The sequence below is a fragment of the Opitutia bacterium genome (genome assembly GCA_016217545.1).
Classification (GTDB): Bacteria; Verrucomicrobiota; Verrucomicrobiia; order Opitutales; family Opitutaceae; genus Didemnitutus.
In genome coordinates, this window is the sequence record JACRHT010000017.1 from 262,327 (window position 1) to 279,582 (window position 17,256).

General features: G+C 66.0%; 12 protein-coding genes. 6 read left to right on the top strand and 6 right to left on the bottom strand.

What is annotated here, in order from left to right:
* Positions 1 to 17 precede the first annotated feature (17 nt).
* The 4 genes from HZA32_17060 to HZA32_17075 all read right to left on the bottom strand — a co-directional run bounded on the left by HZA32_17060 (position 18) and on the right by HZA32_17075 (position 7,761).
* Positions 18 to 2,921: a TonB-dependent receptor plug domain-containing protein gene (locus HZA32_17060; protein ID MBI5425788.1), complete on the bottom strand. Its 2,904-nt coding sequence runs from the start codon at positions 2,919 to 2,921 to the stop codon at positions 18 to 20.
* 312 nt (positions 2,922 to 3,233) lie between these two features.
* Positions 3,234 to 5,813: an alpha/beta hydrolase fold domain-containing protein gene (locus tag HZA32_17065; GenBank protein ID MBI5425789.1), complete on the bottom strand. Its 2,580-nt coding sequence runs from the start codon at positions 5,811 to 5,813 to the stop codon at positions 3,234 to 3,236.
* An 89-nt stretch (positions 5,814 to 5,902) separates the two neighbouring features.
* Positions 5,903 to 6,757 (bottom strand): alpha/beta hydrolase, encoded by an 855-nt coding sequence (locus HZA32_17070; GenBank protein ID MBI5425790.1) that lies wholly within the window; start codon positions 6,755 to 6,757, stop codon positions 5,903 to 5,905.
* A gap of 143 nt (positions 6,758 to 6,900) precedes the next feature.
* On the bottom strand, positions 6,901 to 7,761 hold the full coding sequence (locus HZA32_17075; GenBank protein MBI5425791.1) for a M20/M25/M40 family metallo-hydrolase: 861 nt from the start codon (positions 7,759 to 7,761) through the stop codon (positions 6,901 to 6,903).
* A gap of 354 nt (positions 7,762 to 8,115) precedes the next feature.
* Between HZA32_17075 and HZA32_17080 the strand changes: the two genes are divergently transcribed.
* Together HZA32_17080 and HZA32_17085 are read left to right on the top strand one after the other, a co-directional pair.
* Positions 8,116 to 9,165: an NAD-dependent epimerase/dehydratase family protein gene (locus tag HZA32_17080; protein MBI5425792.1), complete on the top strand. Its 1,050-nt coding sequence runs from the start codon at positions 8,116 to 8,118 to the stop codon at positions 9,163 to 9,165.
* 2 nt (positions 9,166 to 9,167) lie between these two features.
* Positions 9,168 to 10,220, top strand: a complete 1,053-nt coding sequence (locus HZA32_17085; GenBank protein MBI5425793.1) for a dihydrodipicolinate synthase family protein — start codon at positions 9,168 to 9,170, stop codon at positions 10,218 to 10,220.
* Between the two features lie 22 nt (positions 10,221 to 10,242).
* Here HZA32_17085 and HZA32_17090 read toward each other — a convergent pair whose 3' ends face one another.
* A complete protein-coding gene (locus tag HZA32_17090; protein MBI5425794.1) occupies positions 10,243 to 10,875 on the bottom strand; it encodes a TetR family transcriptional regulator in 633 nt (210 codons plus the stop codon).
* Positions 10,876 to 10,950: 75 nt separating this feature from the next.
* Positions 10,951 to 11,901 carry an N-acetylglucosamine-6-phosphate deacetylase gene (locus HZA32_17095; GenBank protein ID MBI5425795.1) on the bottom strand — a complete coding sequence of 317 codons (951 nt, stop codon included), beginning with the start codon at positions 11,899 to 11,901 and terminating at the stop codon, positions 10,951 to 10,953.
* 116 nt (positions 11,902 to 12,017) lie between these two features.
* Here HZA32_17095 and HZA32_17100 point away from each other — a divergent pair, with 116 nt between their 5' ends.
* The 4 genes from HZA32_17100 to HZA32_17115 all read left to right on the top strand — a co-directional run bounded on the left by HZA32_17100 (position 12,018) and on the right by HZA32_17115 (position 16,953).
* Positions 12,018 to 12,812, top strand: a complete 795-nt coding sequence (locus HZA32_17100) for a glucosamine-6-phosphate deaminase (GenBank protein MBI5425796.1) — start codon at positions 12,018 to 12,020, stop codon at positions 12,810 to 12,812.
* 134 nt (positions 12,813 to 12,946) lie between these two features.
* Positions 12,947 to 14,269 (top strand): Gfo/Idh/MocA family oxidoreductase, encoded by a 1,323-nt coding sequence (locus tag HZA32_17105; GenBank protein ID MBI5425797.1) that lies wholly within the window; start codon positions 12,947 to 12,949, stop codon positions 14,267 to 14,269.
* A gap of 88 nt (positions 14,270 to 14,357) precedes the next feature.
* Complete coding sequence (locus tag HZA32_17110; GenBank protein ID MBI5425798.1) at positions 14,358 to 15,773, top strand: MFS transporter; 1,416 nt, start codon at positions 14,358 to 14,360, stop codon at positions 15,771 to 15,773.
* The gene (locus tag HZA32_17115; GenBank protein ID MBI5425799.1) at positions 15,766 to 16,953 is read left to right on the top strand and encodes a Gfo/Idh/MocA family oxidoreductase; all 1,188 of its coding nucleotides are present in this window, start codon (positions 15,766 to 15,768) and stop codon (positions 16,951 to 16,953) included. The genes HZA32_17110 and HZA32_17115 overlap by 8 nt, the downstream gene beginning before the upstream one ends.
* The last annotated feature ends 303 nt before the right edge of the window (positions 16,954 to 17,256 follow it).

Consider the following 17,256-nt stretch of genomic DNA (forward strand, 5'->3'; position numbering starts at 1 on the left):
GCGAAGCCGCGGTGCGATCAAAACGTGAACGTGTTGGTGAGCGTGATGATCCGGCCGTCCATCGGACGATATGTCGTGTTCACCCACGTGAAGTTCGCATTGTCGGCGGAATTCACGGCGCCGATCGGATACGGGTCGTCGTTGTCGAAGACGTTGTAGACGTTGAGCTGCACCCGCCAGAGCACGCGCTTCGCCAGGCGGCGCTCGTAGGACGCCACGAAGTCGAGGCGCAGGCGGTCGGCGCCTTCCACGGGACGCGCGGCGTCGAACGTGTTGTTGGCATTGCGGTAGTAGCCGATGATCGGAGCGCTGTTCCAGCTCGTGGTGCCGCCGAGCGCCAAGCCCTTGAAGCGGCTCTCGCGTCCGAAGCTGTATTTCGCCGTCGCCTGCGCGTTGTATTCGCTGGCCGGGAACACCTGCACGTTTTCGCGCGTGTTCATCAGGCCGTAGGCGGTCTTCGCCTGCGTGATGCGATCGCCAAGCGTGAGCGTCTCGCCCGGGGAAATGAGAGCCGGATTCTGCGCCTCGTAGAACGGCATCCGCTCGGCGTAGTAGGCGCGCACATCGGGCGCGAGATTCTGCTGGCGGTTGACCAGGCGGTTGGCGGAAAGACGGAACGTCCAATTCGGGGTCGGATTGCCGACGATGAGGAGTTCCTCGCCCTTCGCGGTGCGGTCGGCAGTCGTCCAGACACCGACGATCGGGTTGACGGTGGAGAGGCCGTTGTCGACGAGGATGTCCTCGATTTCGCTCATCGCCGTGACAGGCGAGTTGATGCCCGTGCCGTTGGTGGCGGAGCCGATCTCGCTCGTCTCATAGTGGGTAAGCGTGACCGAAACGCGGTCGTCGAGGAGCGACAGGCGCATGCTGTAGTCGTTGGACTCGCCTGTCGACGGCTCGAGGTAATCGCCGAACAGGCCGCGGCTCTCGACGCGAGGCGAGAAATTCGTCGCGTGGTTGTAGGCGAAGCTCAGCCAGCGCGTGGCGTGTCCGACGACGCCGTAGTTGCGCGAGATGCCGCTGTCGTATTTCGGCGCAGCGGTGAACGCGGCGTAACGCGGATGCGTGCTGCCCGCCGGTGTGCCGGCCACCAGCGTCTGCGGCACCCAGATGCCCGTGGCGTCGAGCACCATCGGGGCCACGGCCTCGGCGCGACGATCCTCGCGCAGACCGATGGTGCCGACGATGCGATCCTCCAGCCAGCGGCTCTGCCAGACGCCGAGCATCGAATTCTGCTTCGTGAGCGTGTGGACCGCGGCATAGCTCTCGCGACGGACGAAGCGCGCGACGTAGCCGCCCTGCTCGATGCCATCGGAATAGTAGAGATCGCGCAGGTCGCGCTGGCTGATGATGCCGCGATCGATGTCGATGTAGTCGCGAATGTTGAAGGCGGGCGCGCTCTGCATGCTGCCCGTGACCGGGCCCGTCGGCGTTTGCGTGAGCGTCAGACGACCGTTGTCCTGCCACTCTTCGCGCTCGTTGTGCTCGTAGGCGGCGGCGAAGGAGTGCTTGCCGAGCCATTTGCTGCGCTTCGTGAGGTCGAGGTTGTAGGAAGCGGTGGTGCGGAAGTGATTAATGTAGATGCCGCGGTCGATCCAGAACGGGCGCGTCTCCGCGTAGAGCTGGCCGGGGTGCGTGTTGTCGCCGAAGCTGTTCGGATCGACGTAGAGTTCGCGGCTGACGCTGTTGCCCTGGCGGACGCGATTGTCCGTGTCACCGTAGGCGACCTCGAGGAAGAGATCGGGCGTGATCTGCTGAGTGAGGTTGGCCTCGGCGATTTTCCAGCGGCTGTCGTTGATGCCGTTGGCGCCGCCGATCCAGACGTCGCGCGGGAAATCGAGGCTCGTCGCGGCAGTATCGAGATTGACGGTGTTGACGCTGATGACGTCACCGCGCGCGGTGCGCACGGTGTTGCGGATCACACCATCGGAATCGAGCACCCAATTGGTGCCGTTCAGCGTGGCCATGCCGAGCGTGCTGGCGGCGCGCGTGCCGCTGAGGCCCGCCACGACCACGTTGTTGTTCGACGGCACCGCCGTCACGATGGGCGAACCGGCGTTTTTCCACGCGGTCACGCGGTCGCGCGCAAAGATGCCGCGCGGACTGGCGCGCTTGGAGTCACGGTCCTCGTAACCGGCCGTGAGCGTCGTGCCCCGCCACGGCTGCCACGACCCGGTAAGGTGCCACGCCTCCTGCTTTTCGTAGCTCGGGTGGCGGTAGGATTCCTCATCTTCCCAGAGAGCATTCAAGCGAATCGCGAGTTTGTTGGCGACGAGCACCTGGTTGAGATCCGTCGACACGCGCTGATTGCCCAGATCGCTGGTGCGATGTTCCACCGCGTAGCTGGATTTCTGCAGGCGCGGCGTCTTGGTCGCGTAGTTCACCGTGCCGCCGGGATTGCCCGAGCCAGCGAGGATCGCGTTGGGGCCTTTCGAAAATTCGACGCGCTCGGAATTGTAGGCTTCGAACTGCGCGTTCAGGTCCATGAAATTGCGGGTCAAGACGCCGGTCTTGAATCCGCGAATCTGCATGTAGTTGTAGTTCCAAACTTCGCGCTCCTGACCGTCGCTGTTGAACCCGCCGGCGCCGTTGGGTTCGACGCCGTTGGCGAAGAGCGTGAGGTCCTGGATGTCCTGGATCGAAAGGTCGCGCATCAACTCGCTTGTGAAAACGTCGAGCGGATTCGCGACGTCCTTTAGGTCGGTGTTGGTGCGGGTGCCGGAGAGCGTGGTGTTGGCCACGTAGCCGACGTCCTTCGAGGTGTTCACGACGAACGGACTGAGCACGACGGTGTCGTCCGAACCGGAGGGAGTGGTCGCGGAAGTGCTCTGAGCCAACGCCGGCTGAACCAAAGTGGCGGCAAACCCTGTCGCGATCAGGAGACGCGGCAGCGCGGAGCGGAGTGCGGAGGGGGTTTTCATTGGGGGGCTTTGCGGTGATCAGGGGTGCGCCGGGAAGCGGCGCGACGCTCGCAGTGACTGCGTGAGCGTCGCGGTCATATGGTCTTCACCGGTGCAATCCTCCAACCGCCGACCTGCGCAATTCGTTGCATGTTTCGCGCGCGCCGGGCGCGCGATTCTCGGGGAATTGCATGAGGAAGAATAACGCGTGGCGCGCTCGGCATCGCGCCGAGGCCCGGCCATCGCGGCAGACGCTCGTGTCGAGGTCAACTGCGCTTCGCCCGCGGGGCCCCGCGAGTGCTCGAGCGACCCGCGCCCCGACCCGCCCGCGGCTCAGCGCTGCGAAAGATGCCGGCTCAGGAAACCGAACACCACGGGACGCACGTCCTGCGGCAACGGTCGATGATTCCAGCCATCGAAATCGAACGTGTGGCCCACGCCGTCGAGCAGCAGCAACTCGTGCGGCACGCCGCGGGCCTGCAGAGCCTCGGCGAGCGCGACGGATTGCGCGGCGTCGACCGTGCGGTCGGCGCGCCCGTGCAGGATCAGCGTCGGCGGTGAACTCGCAGTCACGTGGGCGAGCGGAGAAACGTCGGGCGGCACCGCTGATCCCACCGCGGCGAACACCGCGTGGTTGGTGCGGGAGCGGTTCGCCTTCGCTTGTTCCGCGGGCGCGGCCAGCCAGGCGCGCACGTCAGTAATCCCATAGAGATCGACCACGCACGCCACGCGGCTCGACACGCCGGGCCACGGTTGCGCGGGTTCCCATTTGTCGGCGTCCGCCGTGTAGGCGGCCATCAACGCCAGATGCCCGCCGGCCGAACCGCCGCCGAGCGCAATGCGCGCGGGGTCGACGCCGAGTTGCGCGGCGTGAGCGCGCACGTAGCGCACCGCGTTCTTCACGTCCTCGAGATTCTGCGGCCACGCGCCGGCGCCGAGGCGGTAGTTGATGCTCACGGTGACGTAGCCGCCCGCCGCCAGCGCGTGACAGACGTTGCGATCGCGCGCCGCGGCCTTGTCGCCGCCGGTCCAGCCGCCGCCGTGAATCCACACCATTGTCGGCAGTTTTGCTTCCGCCGTCCATCCGCCCGGCAGATACACGTCGAGTCGTTCAGCGCGATCAGCCGCGAGAAAGGCAACTTCCGGTCGCACCGTGACGCCCACCGCCGTGGTCGTATCCGTCGCCTCACTCGTGGCCGCGGGAAAATCGGCGGACAACCCGCGCCCCGCTTCGAACGCGCCGATGTCGGGCGCCGCTCCCGAGAAACCCTCGTTGAAGTTCGGCAACGGCACGCCCGCGTCGTGACCCGGCGTGCCCGGCTGCAGCGTCATCGACCACGCGCGGCGCACGTCGAGCGGAGCGCCGAGCACCGGCGTCGCCACAATGCCGTGTGCCTCGCTGCCCGGCGCGGCCGAAACGGAACCGTTGAGAAGATCGTGATCGAAATCGTTCTCCGGGGATTTCTGCCCGTCGAACACGGCGGCGCCCTTCTCGTCGCGCAACCAGAGCAGGTTATTCCGACTGACGATGTTCGTCTGATGTTTTTCCTTCGAGGTCAGGTAGAGTCCGCGCTCGGCCCCGGCCGGCTTTCCGTTCGCGTCACGCGGTTGGAGCACGGTGTTGTGAAATACATACATGCGACCGCGCGCCGTGAGGGCGCGCTTCGGATCGGAGCCGAGCTTGAGGAAATATTGCCCGCGAAGCGCCGTCTCACTGTCCCCCGGCCCGCGGCGCGAGTGCAGGTAGACGTTGCGGAAAATGTAGCAGGGACCGAGCGCCGTCGCCGCGCCGCCGATGCCGTCGAACGTCCAATCGATCACGTTGGCCCAGACGCGCACGTTCATGTTGGCCCCTTCAATCTCGAGTCCGTCGTCCCAGCAATGCGACACGCGGTTGCCGTAGACATCGGAATCGCGTCCCGGAAAACCCGTGTAGCCGAAGTTGTGGAACTCACCCATGGCGTCGTTGAACATGTGTTCGAAGTCCGAGTAGATGCGGTTGTGCCGCACGACGATTTCGCCGTCGCCGTTGACGAACGTGATGCCTTGCGGCCCCATCGGATGGCGGCTGTTGCGGTTGGTCGGACGCGCCTGCAGCCACGAATTCGAGTTCGACCGTGGGTGATGCAGCCGGTTGTGCTGAATCACGACGCGACGCAAGGTCCGCGGCTCGCCGTCTTCCGTGCGGTGGTAGATGGCCGAGTCGAAATCCCGTCCGAAGCCGTCCTCGATATCCTCACCCCAGCCGGAGATGTCGCAGTGCTCGATGATGACATCGCTCACGGCACCCAGATCGATGCCGTGCCGTCGGGCGTTGCGAAGAACCAGTCCGCGAACAATGACGTGTGAAGCCTCCACGCGGACGTTCACATCATCGACCCCGCGACCGTCGATCTCGACCGTGCGGCCCGGCGCCGGCGCGTAGACCACATAGCCTTCCACCGCGGAACCGCCTTCGCGGATCGTGTAGATGCCCTCGATCTTCTCCGGCAACGTCACGACGCGTGCGATCTTCGGCTGATCGCTCCACGTCGTGAAGCGCAGCTGCTGCGCCGTGCCGCTCGCGAGAGCCAGTTCGACTTCGTAGCTCGTGCCGGACTTGAGCCCCACGATGCTGCCGCGGTATTCGCGACTGCGTTCGGGAGCGGACGCGTGCTCGTGCGGATCGAACCAGAGCGGCAGCGCCGCCTGCCACGTCTCGGTGCCGGTCTCGCGGTAGCGCACCCGGCATTCACGAGTCGCGTCTCCCTCCGGCGTGCGCCAGTAGAGACCGACACACTGGAACGTGGGCACGGCCCGCGGCTCGTCGCCGGTGCCAGCGCAAAGGGTGCCGCTCGCACAAAGCCAGGCCAGGGCCGCGACGGCGAAACGGGACGGCCGCGTCAGGCCGGCCAGGAGAGTTCGTAGATTCATGGAGCGAAGGAAAATTCGGTGGGGTGATCAGCGGAAGCGCAGCCCTCCAGCGGCCACTGCCTGCGATTAAAAACGGCGAACGGCGGCACTCAGGGCGCCTCCGCCTGGGGTCCGGCGTTTTGCACGAACCGGATGATCATCGCGGCGACCGCATCGTCCTTCGTGCCGATCCGCGAGAAGATCGTGCCGTGTGACCGTCCTTCGAAGACCCGCTCCTCGACCGCCGAACCCGCTTCCCGCAGCGCGGCCGCCAGCAAGCGGTTTTCCTCGACGCGCAACGGCAAGTCTTCGCCCGCAGTGAGCAGGAGAAACGGAAACGGGCGGCGTCCGACATGGAACAACGGGGCCGCGTCGTCGACCACGAGCCGCGCGCCCAGGCGGCGTTCTTCCCGCACCGTGAAATGGGTGCTGGTTTGCCCGCTCAACGCCACCAGCCCGACCAGAGCGCGCGCATCGAGGCCATGCGCGCGGAGATATTGCTCGTCGAGCGCCACCATCAGAGCGAGGTAAGCGCCGGCCGAATGACCGCCGAGCACCACGCGCTGCGGATTGCCGCCGTGTTGCGCAATGTTCGCCCGCACCCAAGCGATCGCCGCCGCGACATCATCCACGTAGGCAGGAAAACTGACCGACGGATTGAATCGATATTCGACCATCGCGACGGCCATGCCTCCCTCGGCCAGACGGCGAGCCGCCTGTCGGCCAGTGTCCGTGCTCTTGCTCCCTCCGGTCAACCCGCCGCCATGCAGCCACACGAGCACGGGGAAATTCGCGCCCTTCTCCGGCAGATACAAATCGAGCCGGCAACGATCTCCGTCCTTCATCTCACTCGCCCGCTCCCGGTAGGAGAGATCCGGCAGCACCGACGGCTCACCCGCGACCCCGGTCGGAGACGCGAGGAATAGCGACACGACGCAGCCCAGGATCGCAGAGACGAATCGCATCCACATGGGCGACGGTGTGGGACCGTCGCACTTCGTCGGCAACCGCGATTCTGCGCACAGCCTTGCACCGCTGGCATCCGTTCCTCGTTGGCCGCGACGCGCCTGCACCGTCCGAATCGCGGCCGTTGTGCTCTCAGATAAACTCATCGCGTCATCAGGTTCCGATAGATGTCGACTGCCAGCATCAGCTGATCGTTCCCAATCCACTCATCCGCGGTGTGAGCTTGGGCGATATCTCCGGGCCCCAGCACGATCACTGGAGCGCCTGCCGCGGAGTAGTGGCTCGCGTTCGTCACGTAAGCGGCTCCCTGCAGCGCTGGATCTTGCCCATGCGCCGCCAGCACTTGCTGGAGATCGCCGAGAAACTGGGGCGGCCGGGCATCGTCGAGCGGCGGAACAACGTAAAGGTCGGAATGCTCGACCGCAAAGCCGGCAAGGCATCGATCGCGCTCCGCCAGCACTTCGCGCACTGGCTCTCCCGGCACGAGGCGACGGTCACATTCGATTTCGCAGCGGTCGGGAATCACGTTCACCTGCGATCCGCCGCGAATGACATTCACACTGAAGGCGGCATTGCCCGTCAGCGCGTGGGATTTTTCGGCGGTCCGCGCGTAATCGTCCTCGAGCGCGGCGAGCACGGGCCGCAGGGCCGAGATCGCCGATCGCCCCTTCGCCGGCACCGAGGAATGCGCCGCCACGCCGCGCGTGCTCGTCTTCCAACGCACCACGCCATTGTGCGCGGTCACCGGACGCAGCCGTGTCGGCTCGCCGACGACCATGCCTTCCAACGTCGGCAAAAAATCGCGCAGCGCTCCCTCCGCGAAGGCCCGGGCGCCGGACATCCGCGCTTCCTCATCGACCGTGAAAACGACCGCAACGTTGCGGCGGTGATCGGGCCGGCGCGTAGTCGCGCAACGCCCACAACATCGCGGCCCCTGATCCCTTCGTGTCGCACGCTCCGCGCCCGTGGAGCCGTCCGTCGCGGAACGCCAGGCGGAACGGATCGATCGTCATGCCCTCGGTGCCGACCGTATCGAGGTGGCTCTCGAACAGCCGCCAGGGCGCGCCCGCCTCCACCTCGCAGGTGAGGACCAGATTCGCTTCTCCTCCTTCAACCGGACACAATCGCGCGTCCAGGCCCCACGCGACCGCCACGTGCCGCAGGTAGTCGACCAGCGCGGCCTGCCCCCCGACCGAGCCGCCGAAGTGCGGATTCACCGTCGGGTGCGCGACCATCTGCGCGAGCAACGCATCGCAAGTTTCAGGCAGCGCACAGCGGCGGGGGTCGTTCATGCGGGACGAGGCGCAGCGTTTCCGCTTGCGTCGCAAAAAGCAACTAGTAACCGAGTGGTTACTTTATGAAAACCGCGGCCACCGGACGCAACGCGCCCGCGAACCTCCCCTGCGCGCCGGAAGCGATCGACGCGTTCCTCAGCCAGCCGGCCGACACCGTGCTCCGCTGCCTCGCGCACCAGCGCGGCCCGTTCCTCGCGCTCGGCGCCGGCGGCAAGATGGGGTTGCACCTCTGCGCGATGCTGCGCACCGCCTTGCGGAGCCTGGGCCGCACTGATCCGGTGATTGCGGTGTCGCGCTTCACGAGCCTGCGCGATCGGGAGGACTTCCACGCGTTCGGCGTCGAGACCATCGCGGGCGACCTCCACGACGAGGCGTTCCTGCGCACGCTGCCGGACGCGCCGTCCGTCTTTTTCCTCGCGGGCGTGAAATTCGGCACGGCGACGTCGCCGGAACTGCTGCAACAGATGAACGTCGAGATGCCGCGCAAAGTGGCGCGCCGCTTCGCCACGTCGCGCCTCGTCGCGTTTTCGACCGGTTGCGTCTACCCGTTCGTCACGCCGGCCAGCGGCGGCGCCACGGAGGCCACGCCGCTCGCGCCGGTGGGCGACTACGCCGCTTCCTGCGCCGGCCGGGAGCGCGCGTTTCTCGAAACGCCTGGCTGTCACGCCACGCTCGTGCGGCTGAACTACTCCGTGGAATTTCGTTACGGGTTGCTGCTCGATATCGCGCTCAAGGTGGCGCGCAGCGAGCCGGTCGATCTCCGCATGGGATACTGCAACGTCATCTGGCAAAGCGACGCCATCGCGCACGCCATCCAATGCCTCGATCTTTCGGCGTGCCCGGCCCGACCGCTCAACCTCACCGGCCCGGAGATCCTGAGCGTTCGCGCGCTCGCCGAGTCGTTCGGTCGCCTGCTGGAGCGTCCGGTCAACTTCCAAGGCGAGCCTGCGGCCACCGCGTGGCTGAACAACGCTTCCCTCTCCCATCGCCTCTTCGGCCGCCCCACCGTTTCCACCGAGCAGATGATCCACTGGGTCGCGAGTTGGGTGCGCGCGGACCATGTCACGTGGGGCAAGCCCACCGGTTTTGAAAATCGCGAAGGAAAATTCTGACCATGCAGATCAAAAACGCATCCGCCCTCCGCGCGCATCTCCTCGAAGGACACGTCATCCCCGCCCTGCCGCTGGCGCTGACCGCCGACCGCAAATGGGACGAGCGGCACGAGCGCGCGCTGGTCCGCTACTACCTCGATGCTGGCGTGGGCGGCCTCGCCGTCGGCGTGCACTCGACGCAATTCGCGATCCGCGATGCCGCGCACGGACTCTACGAGCCAGTGTTGCGCCTCGCAGCCACGACGGCCCGCGCGTGGGGTTCCGATCGCGCGAAACGCTGCGCGCTTATCGCCGGCCTCTGCGGAAAAACGGCCCAAGCCGTCGCCGAAGCGACCACGGCCCGCGCGCACGGCTATCACGCCGGGCTCCTCAGCCTCGGTGCGTGGAACGCCGCGCCCGAAGGCGAAATCCTCGAACACTGCCGGGTGGTCGCACGCCACATTCCGCTGATCGGCTTCTATCTGCAGCCCGCGGTCGGCGGCCGGCGGTTTTCCTACCGTTTCTGGTGCGAGTTCGCCGAGATTCCCGAACTGGTCGCGATCAAGATCGCGCCGTTCAACCGCTACGGCACGATTGATGTCGTGCGTGCCGTCAGCGCGGCGGGACGTCACGACGTCGCACTCTACACGGGCAACGACGACAACATCATCGCCGACCTGCTCACGCGCTTCGATTTCGGCCACGGACCGCGCTTCATCTCCGGCGGCTTGCTTGGGCAATGGGGCGTGTGGACGGAGCGCGCGGTGGCGCTCCTCGAGCGAATCAAGAGCGACCGCACCCGTGCGGAGCAGGCAGCGGACTGGAACACGAGGAACGCTCAGCTGACCGACGCAAACGCGACGATCTTCGACGCGGCGAACGGTTTTGCCGGCTGCATTCCCGGCATTCACGAGGTGCTGCGCCGTCAGGGCCTGCTGGTTTCCACGGCGTGTCTCGATCCGCACGAACAACTCTCCACCGGACAGGCCGATGAAATCTCGCGCGTCGCCGCAGCTTATCCGTGGCTCGTGGACGATGCATTCGTGGCCGCGAACTTGACGCGCTGGCTCGCCTAGCCGCGGTCCCGGCGGCGCCGCCTCAACGCTTCGCGATGCCGGAGAAGACGAGCGCGAGCACCTGACGCAGCGCCGCCTGCTTCACCTTGGGATCGTCGAGATCGACGGCGAGACTTTGCGACAGCGAGAACCGGTTGGAGTGATAGATGAAGCAAAGGCCGATCAGGTTGATCAGCAGATGCGTCACATCGAGCTCCGCCCGAAATTCTCCGCGCGCGATGCCATCCTCCGTGATCGCGCGAAATCGCTGCAGGAACGGATTTTTATCCAGCACCTTTCGGCGCGCCGCGAGCTGCCGCCCTTTCGCCAGATTTTCCCAGAGGAGCAAGCGCACGAACTCGGGATTGGCGTCGAGAAAATCGAAATAGGCTGCCAACAGTTTCGTGAGGCGCGCTGTCGGCGTGGCCCCGGACTCGACCGCGTGGAACTCCAGCTTTTCCAGCCGGCGATACACGTCGTCGAACGCGGCGCGGTAGATGCCGGTCTTGTCGCCAAAATAGTGATAGACCATGCGCTTGTTCGCCTTGGCCGCCGCGACGATCTGATCGACCGAGACGCCGTCGTAACCCTGACGCGCGAACAAACGAATCGCCGCGGCAAGCAATCGTCGCCGCGTGCGATCGGGATTTCGGACGCCTCCGTTCTTTTTCGCCATGACGGCGTGATACTGCGCACCGCCACCGCGAGTGAAAGAGCAATTCCGCCGCGCGGCCGCACACCTGCGGGTTGGCTATAACCCCAGCGCCTCCGCCACGCGCGTCGAGCAGGCCGCCATCGCCTCCGCCTCCGACCACCCCAGAAATTCCCGCACGTTGCGATAGGCCGCATCCATCGTCAGCGAGGAGCCGGCGAACGCGGACGCTTGCCCGGGCTGCCGGACGATGCCGTCGGCGCCCACTTCCGTAGTCAGCGCGCCGAGCGTGTAGCGACCGGGGCCGGCGCCCGCGGCGGCCATGCAATCGGTCGTGAACCAGACTTTGTCCCGCGGTTTCGCGCGCACGAAATTCTTCAAGACCGCGCGCGGCACATGGATTCCATCGGGTATGAAAATGGCGGTGAGCTCGTCGCGGGCGAGCAAGCGCTGGATGATGTTGTCGTGTCGATGCAGCTGGGCCGGCACCCCGTTGCCCACGTGGGTGCAAAGGCTGAGGCCGGCCGCGATCGCGCGGTCGATATCACGATCGTCCGCATCCGTGTGTCCCGCCGACACACGCACGCCCCGCTGCACGGCGTGGGCGATCGTTTCCGTCGCGCCTGGCAACTCCGGCGCCAAGGTCACGAGCCGCACGCGGCCCCCCCCCGCCGCCAGCAGGCGTTCGAGGTCGCGCACTGTAGGATCGCACATCCGTCGCGGATCGTGCGCACCGCAAAAACCAGGCTCCGGCCGCAACCACGGGCCCTCGAGATGATACCCGACGATGGTCTCCGCAACCGTCGGGTCGGCGCGGCACCATCGCTCGATGCGCTCCAGCTTGCGGCACATCCGCTCCACGTCGTCCGTGATGAGCGTCAGAAGAATCCGCGACGTGCGGAACTGCCGCAGGCGTTTAACCGCGACACCGAGCTCGGCTGCCGTCAGCTCGTCGCGCTGGAAATCGACCCCGCCGAATCCGTTGACCTGCAGATCGAAAAAACCACGCGGCTCGGTCGTCGCATCCGGTGCAAGACGTGCGTCGTTCATGGTCCCAGCGTATTCAGGCGCCGCGGTCGAATGTCACTTCGAAGATATTCCCCTATTGGATATTTTCGCAGCTCCTGCTCCTTGCCTGCCGGATTTGTTTCCCAAGCGTTGTCGCCATGTCTCGGAACCCGACTGACCGCAACGCCTCCGCCCCCCTGAATGTCGACGTCCGCGCCAGTGCGGCGGAACTCGGTCAAGCCGCCGCGGCGAAGGCCGCGGAAATCCTCACCCGCGCCATCGCCACGCACGGCCGCGCCCGCGTCCTGCTCGCGACGGGCAACTCCCAAATCGAACTCGCCGCGCGCCTCATGGCCGCGGACCTCGCGTGGGACAAGGTCGAGGCCTTCCACCTCGACGAATACGTCGGCATCCCCGCGAATCACTCGGCGAGCTTCCGGCGCTGGATCAAGACCCGCTACGCCGATCGCGCACCGTTTCGCTCCGTCGAATATCTCAACGGCAATGCTGCCGATCCGCACGAGGAAGCCCGGCGCTATGCGCAGCTGCTCGACGCCGCGCCCATCGACCTCGCCTTCGTCGGCTTTGGCGAGAACGGCCACATTGCCTTCAACGATCCGCCGGTCGCCGACTTCAACGACCCGCTCACGGTCAAGCAGGTCGAACTCGATCAGGCCTGCCGCATGCAACAGGTGAACGAGAAACATTTTCCGGACCTCGCCAGTGTGCCGCGCTATGCGCTGACCGTCACGTGCTCCGCGCTGCTGCGCGCGCGGCACTGGGTTTGCTCCGTGCCGGATCTGCGGAAAGCCGACGCCGTGCGCGGCGCGCTGGAAGGCCCGCTGGCCACCGCCTGCCCGGCCTCGGCCGTGCGGACGCACCCAGCCGCCTTCATCTTTCTCGACCGCGACTCCGCGTCGCGCCTCACGCGTCCGTTCCCCGTCGCTAGCTGACGGCGGCCCGGCACGCCGCGCTACCGCGCAGCAACCGGTCACCGCGTCCTCGCCCAGGTCCGACCCGCGGGCGTCAGCGTCCGAGCCGCGGGCGGCGCGAGGCGATCCCTTTTCAACCCTCAAGCTATTCGATCATGACCAAGAAAAAATTTGCCGTCGTCGGCACCGGCAGCCGCATCACCACGTTCATCGATCCGATCGTGGAGCGTTATTCGGACGTCTGCGCTCTCGTGGGCCTGTGCGACACCAGTGAAACGCGGCGGACTTATCATCAGCAGCGCCTCAGCCAGGCCTACGGCATCGCGCCCGTTCCCACCTACGCGGACTTCGATCTCATGCTGCGCGAGCAGAAGCCCGACGTCGTGGTCGTGTGCACGCCGGACTACCTCCATCATATCTTCATCGTGAAGTCGCTCGAAGCGGGCGCGGATGTCATCTCCGAAAAGCCGCTCACGATCGACGCGCCCAAATACAACGAAATCGCCGCCGCGATCGCGCGGACCGGCAAGAGCGTCCGCACGACGTTCAACTACCGCTGGACTCCGGGCATCACGAAAGTGCGCCAGCTCATCGCAGAGGGAGCCGTCGGCCGCATCAAGCACATCGATTTCGAATACCGCCTGAACACCTCGCACGGCGCCGATTACTTCCGCCGCTGGCACAGCCGGAAGGAATACTCCGGCGGGTTGCTGCTGCATAAATCCACCCATCACTTCGACCTGATCAACTGGATGCTCGATGCCATCCCGGCCCGCGTCTTCGCGTTCGGCGATCTCGTTTTCTATGGCAAATGGAACGCGCTCGCGCGCGGGCAGCAGGGCCTGACCGCCTATCCTCGCTACACCGGTTCCGCCGGCGCGAAAGCCGATCCGTTCAGCCTGCACCTCGACCAGGACCCGACCCTGAAGGCTCTCTATTTGGACGCCGAACCGGACAACGGCTACATCCGCGACCAAAACGTGTTTCGCGACGACATCGACATCGAGGATTCGATGAGCGTGCTGATCAAATACCGCACGGGAGAAATGGTGACGTATTCGCTCAACGCCTTTTGCCCGAACGAGGGTTACCGCGTCTCGATCACGGGCGACGCCGGTCGCATCGAATACACCGAAGATCACGCCTCGCACATCATGACCGGCGACAAAGACATCAAGTCCGAGGGCGAACACGTCATGCGCGGCACGGTGCAGCGGCTTTTCCAGGCGCCGGAGGAATTCACCGTGCCCGCGGTGCCGGGCAATCATTGTGGCAGCGATACGCTGCTGCAGGAGCAGATGTTCAGCGCGCAACCTCCGCCCGATCTCCTCCATCGCAACGCGGGCCACGAACAGGGCGCGGCTTCGATTCTCATCGGCGCGGCAGCGAACATCTCCATCGCGACCGGCCAGGCCGTGGACATTGCGACGCTCGCGCCGCTCCGTCCGGGCTGCCAGCGCCTGCACGAACTCACGTGAGCAACGCGACCGGCCGGCGCCCACCCGCCGGCCGGAGCACTGCGCTCCGCGACAAACGACACCACCACCCTCCCGGACATCCCGCTTCATGACGCCTCCGCCGCCGCCCGCCGCCACGCCCCCCAAAGAGCAGACGACCTGGCTGGAGCGGATCGGTTTCGCGAGCGGGACGCTCCCGTTCAACTTCGGTGCGTCGGGCCTCAACACGATCGCCTACCCGATCTACAACATCACGCTCGGCATGAGTCCGACGCTGGTGGGTGTCGTGCTCGGAATCGGACGCCTCTGGGACGCGTTCATGGACCCCGTCGTGGGATCGATGAGCGACAACTATCGCTCGCGCTGGGGACGGCGGCGACCGTTCGTTGCGGTCGGCGCGCTCCTCTGCGCGCTCACCTTTCCTCTGCTCTGGTTCGTTCCCCTCAGCTGGAGCGCGAACTGGGCGTTCGGCTATTTCCTGGTCACCGCGCTGCTTTTTTTCACGGCGTTCGCCGTTTACGGCGTGCCTTACCTCACGCTCGGCTATGAGATGAGCACCGACTCGAACGAGCGCGTTCGCGTCACGGCGGTGCGCGCCATCGTCTCGAAGCTCACGTTCTTCATCGTCCCGTGGGTCTTCTCGGTGGCGCAACTGCCCGTGTTCGAAAGCACCATCGCCGGCATGCGCACACTCGGGCTGATCATCGGCGCATTGTTCATCGTGCTCGCGATCCCGACTGTGCTGTTCACCCGCGAGCGCTACGCCAAGCGCGCCGCCGCCCAAGCCAAGATCCCGCTCCGTGCGAGCATGCGGGAGACGCTGCACAACCGGCCATTCCTCTACCTCGTCGGCATCGTGCTGGGCATGCTCGTCGGCACGAACCTGGTCGCGCAGCTCGGCGTCTACGTGAACAGCTACTACGTGTTCGCCGGCGACACTGTCGCGGGCGCGATGCTGCACGCGAAATCCCAGACGCTCTACGCGGTGGCCGGTATGATCGCCGTCCCGATCGTATCCCGCCTCGCCACGCGACACGGCAAACTCCGCGTCGTGCGCTGGTGCATCGCTTGCGGCATCCTCGCCTCGATCAGCAAATATTTCTGCTACAGCCGCGAGATCCCCGAACTGCAATACGTCTCGATGCTGCTGCTGTCGCCGAGTTTCTCGGGCTTCTGGGTGCTGGTCGATCCGATGAAGGCCGACGTCGCCGACTACGACGAGCACCAGAGCGGAGTGCGCCGGGAAGGCATGTATGCCGCAGTGGCCAACTGGTTTGAGAAGACGGTCCTCACCGTAGCGATTCTCGTGTCCGGATTCGTGCTCGATTTCTCCGGCTTCGACGTCGCCAAGGGCGGCGCGCAAACCCCCGAAGCGCTCATGACACTGCGCCTGATCTTCGCCGGCGTGCCCGCGGTGCTGCTCGCCATCAGCCTCTACCTCGCCATCCGCTACCCCCTCACCGACGCCCGGGTCCGCACCATGAAAACCGAACTCGATCAACGCGCCGGCGCCACCAATGCCTGAGTCGCCGCCCATCGCCTCCCGTCCACGCGTCGCCCTAGTCGGTGTTTCCGGCTATGGCGTGATTCATCTTCAGGAACTGCAGCGCCTGCACGCTGCGGGAGCCATCGTCCTCGCCGCCTGCGTGGCCGTCGATGCGCCGAATCATCCCGAGCTGCTGCGCACGCTCGCCGCGAACGGTTGCGAAATCTACACCGACTTTGCGACGATGCTCCGCGCGCAAGCCGGTCGACTTGATCTGTGTTGCCTGCCGACGCCGATCTCGTGTCACGCCCCGATGACCCTCGACGCGCTCGCCGCCGGCGCGAACGTCCTCGTCGAAAAACCGCTGACGGCGACCCTCGGCGAGGCCGCCGCCATCGCCGAGGCCGAGCGACGCAGCGGCCGGTTCGTCGCCGTCGGTTTTCAGGACATCTACCAACCGGCAAACGAAGTCCTCAAAGCCGCCCTCCTCGCCGGTGAACTCGGCCGCCTGCGCGAAATCCGCATCCTCGCGGCGCGGGCGCGTCCGCTGAGCTACTACCGCCGCAACAACTGGGCCGGGAGGATTACGAGCCACGGCACGCCCGTGCACGACTCGCCGGTGAACAATGCCTTCGCCCATTTCGTCAACCTCGCCCTCTTCTTCGCCGGCGCGGCCCCCGCCCGCTCCGCGCGCGTGCGTCACATGCAGGCCGATCTTTTCCGCGCGCAGCCCATCGAGAATTTCGACACCGCCGTGATCCACGCGCAGACCGACACCGGCGTGGCCGTCAAATGCTACACGACGCACAGCTGCGCGGCGGAACTGCCGCAGCAACTCCTGCTCGTCGGCGAACACGGCACCGCTGAGTGGACGAACAACGAGAGCGTGAGAATCACGGTTCAGGCGAACACTCGGCACATCCCGCTGCCGGCCGCGAATGTCACGCGCCCGGTGATGTTCGATCGCGTCATCGCTCGCCTGTCGGATGCTCGCACGCCGATCTGCGGTCTCGAGTGCGCCACGGAGCACGTGCGCCTCGTCGAGCTGATCCAAACCACGGCAGCGATCCGAAACGTCAACCCCGCGTCAGTGCAACGGACCGCCCTGTCCGGTGGCGACGAGCAAATCGCCATCGCCGGGATCGAGGACGATTTTCGCGCCGCCTACGCGAGCGGGAAAACTCTCGCTGAAATGGCGCCGGCCTGGTCTCGGGCTTGAGCCGGCCTTCGCCGCAAATCCAGACGGAAGTGCCGAGACCGTCCGGCTGCGCAGCGCTTCTCTCGCGCGCGAACATGGTCGCGGCACCGGCAGGTCACCCGTCGGGGAACAGTCGACCTCGCGTTCACCAACGCACGCATGTTAGTCGCCACGCGCTGAGTTTCACACCGACGCCCGGCAAGGAATAGCCGATACCGCTATTCCCTGCGCCGCGCACGTGGATCTCTCCAACGCACGCGACGCAGGGTCCCCCCGGACGGCTCGGAAGCATTGCTACAATGCCGCCGCCCGCGAATCGCGAGA